The 6,971-nt window shown below is 60.6% G+C and carries 9 protein-coding genes; 6 read left to right on the plus strand and 3 right to left on the minus strand.

Going from position 1 to position 6,971, the window contains the following annotated elements:
* Positions 1-58 precede the first annotated feature (58 nt).
* Together PMI37_RS17820 and gspH are read right to left on the minus strand one after the other, a co-directional pair.
* On the minus strand, positions 59-670 hold the full coding sequence (locus tag PMI37_RS17820; RefSeq protein ID WP_008083285.1) for a type II secretion system protein GspJ: 612 nt from the start codon (positions 668-670) through the stop codon (positions 59-61).
* Positions 667-1,128, minus strand: a complete 462-nt coding sequence (gene gspH, locus PMI37_RS17825; RefSeq protein WP_008083286.1) for a type II secretion system minor pseudopilin GspH — start codon at positions 1,126-1,128, stop codon at positions 667-669. Before gspH ends, PMI37_RS17820 begins: the two co-directional genes overlap by 4 nt.
* Before the next feature lie 111 nt (positions 1,129-1,239).
* Here gspH and PMI37_RS17830 point away from each other — a divergent pair, with 111 nt between their 5' ends.
* The gene (locus tag PMI37_RS17830) at positions 1,240-1,671 is read left to right on the plus strand and encodes a hypothetical protein (protein WP_008083288.1); all 432 of its coding nucleotides are present in this window, start codon (positions 1,240-1,242) and stop codon (positions 1,669-1,671) included.
* Between the two features lie 9 nt (positions 1,672-1,680).
* On the opposite strand, the gene gspI is transcribed toward PMI37_RS17830, so the two are convergent.
* On the minus strand, positions 1,681-2,064 hold the full coding sequence (gene gspI, locus PMI37_RS17835) for a type II secretion system minor pseudopilin GspI (protein ID WP_008083290.1): 384 nt from the start codon (positions 2,062-2,064) through the stop codon (positions 1,681-1,683).
* Positions 2,065-2,211: 147 nt separating this feature from the next.
* Between gspI and gspG the strand changes: the two genes are divergently transcribed.
* From gspG to gspD, 5 genes are all read left to right on the plus strand, one after another.
* Positions 2,212-2,661: a type II secretion system major pseudopilin GspG gene (gspG, locus tag PMI37_RS17840; protein ID WP_008083292.1), complete on the plus strand. Its 450-nt coding sequence runs from the start codon at positions 2,212-2,214 to the stop codon at positions 2,659-2,661.
* Positions 2,662-2,669: 8 nt separating this feature from the next.
* The gene (gspK, locus tag PMI37_RS17845) at positions 2,670-3,656 is read left to right on the plus strand and encodes a type II secretion system minor pseudopilin GspK (RefSeq protein ID WP_045123180.1); all 987 of its coding nucleotides are present in this window, start codon (positions 2,670-2,672) and stop codon (positions 3,654-3,656) included.
* Positions 3,653-4,831 carry a type II secretion system protein GspL gene (gene gspL, locus PMI37_RS17850; RefSeq protein ID WP_008083305.1) on the plus strand — a complete coding sequence of 393 codons (1,179 nt, stop codon included), beginning with the start codon at positions 3,653-3,655 and terminating at the stop codon, positions 4,829-4,831. Before gspK ends, gspL begins: the two co-directional genes overlap by 4 nt.
* The gene (gene gspM, locus PMI37_RS17855; RefSeq protein ID WP_008083306.1) at positions 4,824-5,366 is read left to right on the plus strand and encodes a type II secretion system protein GspM; all 543 of its coding nucleotides are present in this window, start codon (positions 4,824-4,826) and stop codon (positions 5,364-5,366) included. The genes gspL and gspM overlap by 8 nt, the downstream gene beginning before the upstream one ends.
* On the plus strand, positions 5,363-6,971 hold a 1,609-nt coding region (gspD, locus tag PMI37_RS17860), incomplete at its 3' end, for a type II secretion system secretin GspD (protein ID WP_008083307.1). The genes gspM and gspD, both read left to right, overlap by 4 nt.

The following is a 6,971-nucleotide window of genomic DNA, read 5'->3' on the forward strand; positions in this document are numbered from 1 at the left end:
AGACCAATGTGCGCAGCTGTTTCGATGCTTGAAGGGGGAAGGCGTTTCATTCTTCCCCTTAGTCCAGTGGCCCCACTACCTGCCGATAATGCTCCTCGCCCTGCGGCGTCCCTCGGGTCAGGCGAATCTCCAGACCTTGTGGGTTTTCTTTGCGGTTCCCACTGAGTTGGCGCCAGCCCATGTCTGCCTCCCAGACGCGCACTTGCAGGTCGCTGATGCTGTCGAGTACGGCCACGGCTTCTTTGGGGGCGGGCAGGGGATATCGATTGCGGGCTGGCGCAGCGGCGCGGTACAGGGTTTGATTTTTCAGCCACCAGCGCACGCGCTGCAAACCGTCCTGCGGGTCCGCGGCGCTGCGGATCACGTCGAGACGAAAACTCTGGTTGTCCGTGCTGCGCACGCTGATCGCGGCGGGGCCTTCAGGTGGGTCATCGTCGTTGTTGGTCAGGTTCGGCTCGCGCAGTTCGATGCTGGCGCGCAACGCCACATCGCGTTCCAGTTGGTGCAACGTGCGCAATAGCGCTTCGGTTTGCTCGGTGCTGGCCTGCAAGTGACTGTCGGCGCGAGTCACGCTGTCCAGTCCGCGCCAGGCGATCAGGCTGACGATGGCCATCAGCATGATCGCGACCATGACTTCTATCAGCGTGAAGCCGTCTTGACGGGCACTCATGGCCGGTTTGCCAACTGTATTTTGCCGGCCGCCGTGCGTTGCACGATGAGTGTGTGCTGACCGTCCGAGAGTTGCAGTTGCAAGGGAGAGTCAAACCACTCGGCTTGCAGCACGACCGGCCGTTGAGGCGTGACTCTTATGGTCAGCGAAGGTGTTTCCCATGTGCGCGGATGCAGTTGCGGGTCGGTCAAAAAGTGATCGCGGCCCACGCCCTGTTCGTCACGACGGCTAAAGTGAAAGCCTTGCTTGTCCGTCAGCCACGTGATCGGGCGTCCGTCGGCTAGCGCTTCGGCCTGGGCGATTTGCAGCAACTGGATCAGGCGATTGGCGTCCTTGCGCAGCTGTTGCGCCGGGTCGGGCTTGATGCTCAGGCTGACGGCGGCACTGGCGATGCCGATGATGATCAGCACCACCATCAACTCGATGAGGGTGAAACCCTTTTGTCTGTCCTTGGTCATGCTGCAACGTTCCTTCGTCGTGAATCCGTCCTGGATTCGAATGATCAGCCCGGATAAAAAACCGCCGGTTGTCCTGTAGACTGCGCTGCAAGACAACAGGGAGGTTGGGTCTTGGCATTTACTTTTCGTTTATCGGCAGCACAACTGCTGCAGTCGGCGGCGCTGGTCGCAGCAGTGGCAGGGGGGCTGTTCTGGTCATCGTTGTTGTTGACGTCGGCACAGTCCCACGTCCCCGTGGTGGAGCCGCAGGCCTTGGCTGCACGCGCCGACACTGCTGCCTTGCAGTGGTTTTCCAACCAGTCTGCCCCCGTGGAGATCAAGGTCTCCGGGCTGATGGCGGGAGTGCAGGGTGCGGTAGCGATACTCACACTCAACGATGGGCCTGCACGCAGTTTTCTGGTGGGTGATCGTCTGACCCAGGACATGCGTGTGGTGGCCATTGAAAAAGATGCTGTGGTGATTGAGCAAGGTGCGCAGCAGCGTCGATTAAAGGTCAGCACGTTGCCCGACATCCCGTCACTGCCTCGATTGACTCGCCCCTGAGCCACGTCATTAACGCTGTTCAAGCGGTTGGCTGAGCAGTGTTTCCAGTTGCGCCAAGGGCGGCGCTTCACGCTCGCGATCGGTTACCACCACCTTGACGCGCACCAGTCGGCCATCACCGCGCGCTGTGATGGATTGCTCGCAGTGCAGTTGCAAACGTCCTTGATCGCACTCGAACGTTCTCAGTCCGGAAGGAAAGCGTCCTTCCAGGCGCAGTTCGGCGAGTCGGCTTTGCGCGGCCAGTAAAGCGATCGAACGATCGCGCAACAACCCGTTACTTTGAGTCATCAGTCCGGCAACGCGTACTGCCGCGGACATGGCCACGGCGATGATCGCCAACGCCACCAACACCTCGATCAGGGTAAAACCTCGCTCCTTGCGCATCGCTTCCATAGCCGGCTCTGGGGTGAAACAGGTCGGCAGAATAGCACCCGATTCTCGACCGATGTGCAGAAAAAACAGGGCGTTAATGAGTGTTGTACGATGACTGGCTTTTGTTACACTGCGCGCCGAATTGTAATCAAGCCAAGGAAGGTTGAAATGGATTTCGCGCGCGTCAAATCTCAGTCCGCGGGCCGGAGCGGCCAGTCGGGTTTCACCCTGATCGAGATCATGGTGGTGGTGGTCATCCTCGGTATTCTCGCCGCGATGGTTGTGCCCAAAGTGCTTGACCGCCCTGATCAAGCCAGGGCGACGGCGGCCAGACAAGACATCGCCGGCCTGATGCAGGCACTCAAACTCTATCGCCTCGACCACGGTACTTACCCGAGTATCAACCAAGGCCTCAAGGTGTTGGTCGAGCGTCCGGCTGACGCAAAAAACAGCAACTGGCGTTCTTATCTGGAGCGCTTGCCCAATGACCCTTGGGGTCGTCCTTACAACTATTTGAATCCTGGCGCGAACGGCGAAGTCGACATCTTCTCCCTCGGTGCGGACGGGCAGCCAGACGGCGACGGCGTCAATGCCGATATCGGTTCCTGGCAGCTCTAAGCGTCGCGATGAAATCGACTTCGTCGACAGCGACGAAACAGCGTGGCATGGCAATTATCAGCGCCTTGCTGATCGCCGCCGTGGTGGCAGTGATTGCTGGTGGCATGCTCACCCGACAGAGCGTTTTCACCCGTTCCCTTGAAGCTGAACAGTCTCGCGTGCAGGGTGGCGCGGTGCTGTTGGCTGGCCTGGAAGTGGGTCGGCAATTGCTGAACGATGCCCGCCTGCAAGACAGCCTGACCCGGCTCGATCAGCCATGGGCGCAACCTCTCCAAAGCACTCTGGTGAACTCGGCGAATGGTGCTTTTGAAGGGGGTCTGGAAGACCAACAAGGCAAGTTCAATCTGCGCAACTTGATCAGCAACGAACGGGTTGATCTCGGTCAGGTGCGCAGCTTCGAAAGGCTCTGCGAAATGATCGGCATCGACGCCGGCCTCAGTCAGCGCATCAGCGAACGAGTCATTGCCGCGTACCCGCGAGTCATGAGTTCGCCAGACGTCGGGCCAAGCACTGCGCAAATCGGTTTTGACAGTGGTCGATTGACTTCGCCGAACGCCAGTCGCAGGCCGTTGCCTGCGACCCGGCCGATGCTGCGCAGTCTTGAGGAGTTGCGGGGGCTGGACGGTATGAGCGATCAGGCGATGGCTCGGCTGGGTCAATACGTGAGCATTGTTCCGGCCAGAACCTGGGTCAATGGCAACACGGCCAGCGCCGAGGTTCTGGCGGCGGTGGTGCCTGGGCTGTCGCTTTCCCGGGCCAGGGCATTAGTGGTCGAGCGTGATCACGGTCAGTGGTTTATCAACCGTGGAGACTTCGTCAATCGCCTGCGTTTGCCGCACCTGACGGTGGACGGGCTCAACGTCGGTATCAGCAGCGAGTGGTTCCAGCTGCGCGGACAGGTGCGGGATGAGCAACGCAGCGTGAACCTGGAGGCGGTGCTGCATCGTCCACAGGACGGCATGCCCAAAGTGATCTGGTCGAGGTTCGGTGTATGAGTCGCTTGCGAATCGCCTTGCCGCCCCTGCATAAATTGACCTCGCACACAGAGTTTGAATGGGCATGTCTGGATCAGGCAGGGCGCGTCATTCAGACCGGTGTCAGTACGTTGTCGCTGTTGGAGCAGGAATCTCGAGCGCAGGCTGTGGAATGTTTTCTTCATCCCGCAGACAGCGTGCTCACTCGCCTGCAACTGCCACCGCTGTCGGCGACGAAAATAGCGGCTGCGGTAGCCTGTGCCGCGCAGGCGCTGATACTCGGTGGCAGTGAACAGATGCACGTTGCCCACAGCGCTCGAGAGGGCAGTGGCGAGGTCTGTCTGGCGTGGCTTGCGAAGGCTGAGCTTCAGCGATTGGGTGAGTTGTTGAGACGGCATCGACTGAAGCTGCGAGGTCTTTACCCCGCGCCTTATGCGTTGCCGGTGCCACTGGCCGGGCAGATCAGCGCGTGCGTGCTGGACGGGCAGTTGTTGCTGCGCCTCAGCACTGAGCAAGCCTCGGTGGAACCGATGGTTGACGAGCGAATGCAGGCGCTTTTAGCCGGTGGCAGCGCCGTGCAGTGGATCGGTGACGACATGCCTGCGGCTGTGCTTGAGCACAAACCTGCGGATCAGCGCTGGGCTGGCGCCGCACCCGGATGGGGGCTGCACGGCGGTATCGAGAAAACCGCAGAGCCCACGCCGGTCGGGGGCCGGACAGTGTTTTGCTGTGCCTTGGCGGTGGCTGTATGGGTTGTCGGTCTGAACCTTTACGCGGCTCGCGAAGCCAGCCAGGGCCAGCAACTCAAGGCGCAGATGAGTCAGCGAGTGAAGCAGGCGTTCCCTGAGTTGCCGGTCATTCTCAACCCGTTGCAACAGGCGCGTCAGCAGTTGGCGGTGCGTCAGAGTGGAGCGGCGACGGGCGCCGGTGATGGTTTTGCCTACCTGGTGCAAAACGCTGCCAGTGCGATGCCTTTTATGGCGGGCAGTGTTCAGCGGCTGACTTTCGATCAAGGCCGTTTGCAGTTGGAACTGGACGCTGATACGCCGCACTCAAGCGCCGAGGGCTCGGTGACGGGGGCGCTCAGTCAGGCAGGGCTGACGGCTGTGCGTGATGACAACGTCTGGACGTTGAGCGCGCAAGTTGAGCCGGAGTCTGCTGACAGCGGCGCCATTATGGATAACGACGATGAGTGAATGGTTGGCGCTGTATCGAGGCCGTTGGGTGCAATTGCGTCAGCAGATTGAGCGGCATTGGCGATCACTCACGTCGCGCGAGAAACGCATGGTGGCGGGTACTGCGCTGATACTGGGCGGCGTGTTGATCTGGCTGTTGCTGATCGAGCCGCCGTTGAGAAAGCTCGATTTCTGGCAGAGCGAAACGCCGAAATTACGCTCCCAGGCGGCAGCGCTGGAGTTGCTGTTGCGCGAGGTGGCGAGTCCGCCCGCCGGGCAGAGCCTCGAACAGTCGTTGCAACAGTCGCTCGACGCCAGCGGGCTGGCTGGGCACTACCGATTGCAGGCCGTGGCTGGTGCGTGGCAGTTGACGTTCGAGGAGGCTGCGGCTGATGCGGCGATCAGTTGGTTGTTGAGCAGCCCGGTACAGTTTTCACTGGAAGTGGTCGAGGCTCGTTTGCAGCTTGCAAGTGAGGTCAAGGTCGATGATACGGCAGGCACTCTGTCGGGAACCGTTCGCATGGATCAGGCGCTGGGCGCTAAGGAAGCTTCATGAAGGGGTCAGGATCCAATTATTTACGTACGGCCGCGCCGTTTCTGTTGTTGGCACTGAGCGCATGCAGCAACACCAGCACCACGCCACAGAATCAACCGCCGCTGCTGGTCGACAGTGAACTCGGTCGGCCGCTGGCCAACACCCAGCGCAGCGGCGACGCGGTGCTCGACCGCGAACGTGCGCAGGCCCAGGCGCGACCGGTGCCGAAGCAATTGCACAACATCTCCAAAAGTGCGCGCAGTGGGGCGGCGGCTTCGGGCATTGCCTTGCCGAGTAATCCTTTGGGCGATCAACCGGTGACGCTGAATTTTGTCGATGCGGATATTCAAGCGGTGGTGCGGGCGTTGTCGCGGTCGACCGGGCAGCAGTTTTTGGTCGATCCTCGGGTGAAGGGGACGTTGACGCTGGTGTCCGAAGGTCAGGTGCCTGCGCGGCAGGCTTACGACATGCTGCTGGCGGCGCTGCGCATGCAGGGTTTCAGTGTGGTTGATGTCGGCGGTGTGGCGCAGGTGGTGCCGGAGGCGGATGCGAAACTTTTGGGTGGGTCGATTTACAGCGCTGACAAACCGGCGGGCAATGGCATGCTCACGCGCACGTTTCGCCTGCAATACGAGAACGCGGTGAACCTGATTCCGGTGCTGCGGCCGATCGTTTCGCCGAACAATCCGATCAACGCCTATCCGGGCAATAACACTATTGTTATCACCGATTACGCCGAGAACCTGACCCGCGTTGCGCAGTTGATTGCGAGCATTGATTCGCCGAGTGCGATTGACACGGATGTGGTGCAGATCCAGAACGGCATCGCTGCCGACATTGCGCCGATGGTGGCGGATTTGCTCGATGCACCGGGCAATGATCCGACGCAGAAAATCGCGGTGATTGGTGATCCGCGTTCCAACACCATCATCATTCGTGCCGGCAGTCCGGAGCGTACCGAGCTGGCGCGTAATCTGATCTACAAACTGGATAACGCGCAGAGCAATCCGAGCAATCTGCATGTGGTTTATCTGCGTAATGCGCAGGCGGCGAAACTGGCGCAGGCGTTGCGGGGTTTGCTCACGGGAGAGAGTGACAGCGGCACCAGCGACAGTGCGCGATCGGTGCTCAGTGCGATGGGTGGCAGCACCGGTGGCAATGCTGGGCAGAATGGCCAGAGCGGTACGCAAAGCAGCGGCTCAACATCGACTAACAGCAGCGGCGGCACCGGCGGCAGTTACGCGCAGGGCAGTAGTGGCGGCGGAACCAGCAGTGGCGGCGCGCAGAATAGTGAACAGAACGTCGCTTTCAGCGCCGGTGGCGTGACCATTCAGGCTGACGCCACCACCAACACCTTGCTGATTTCTGCGCCGGAGCCGTTGTATCGGAACTTGCGTGAGGTGATCGATCTGCTTGACCAACGCCGCGCGCAAGTGGTGATCGAAAGCCTGATCGTCGAAGTCGGCGAGGACGATGCCAGTGAGTTTGGAGTGCAGTGGCAGACCGGCAACCTCGGCGGTAACGGCGTGATCGGTGGGGCGAATCTGGGTGGTTCGGGGATCAACGTCAACGGCAAGACCAGCATCGACGTGTTGCCGCAGGGTTTGAACCTGGGCTACGTCAACG

It is taken from the genome of Pseudomonas sp. GM80 (genome assembly GCF_000282515.1).
Classification (GTDB): Bacteria; Pseudomonadota; Gammaproteobacteria; order Pseudomonadales; family Pseudomonadaceae; genus Aquipseudomonas.

Excerpts from the sequence above, each read along its gene's own strand:
- PMI37_RS17820 (WP_008083285.1), bottom strand. The coding sequence starts at position 670 with ATGAGTGCCCGTCAAGACGGCTTCACGCTGATAGAAGTCATGGTCGCG.
- gspH (WP_008083286.1), bottom strand. The coding sequence starts at position 1,128 with ATGACCAAGGACAGACAAAAGGGTTTCACCCTCATCGAGTTGATGGTG.
- gspI (WP_008083290.1), bottom strand. The coding sequence starts at position 2,064 with ATGGAAGCGATGCGCAAGGAGCGAGGTTTTACCCTGATCGAGGTGTTG.
- gspG (WP_008083292.1), top strand. The coding sequence starts at position 2,212 with ATGGATTTCGCGCGCGTCAAATCTCAGTCCGCGGGCCGGAGCGGCCAG.
- gspK (WP_045123180.1), top strand. The coding sequence starts at position 2,670 with ATGAAATCGACTTCGTCGACAGCGACGAAACAGCGTGGCATGGCAATT.
- gspL (WP_008083305.1), top strand. The coding sequence starts at position 3,653 with ATGAGTCGCTTGCGAATCGCCTTGCCGCCCCTGCATAAATTGACCTCG.
- gspM (WP_008083306.1), top strand. The coding sequence starts at position 4,824 with ATGAGTGAATGGTTGGCGCTGTATCGAGGCCGTTGGGTGCAATTGCGT.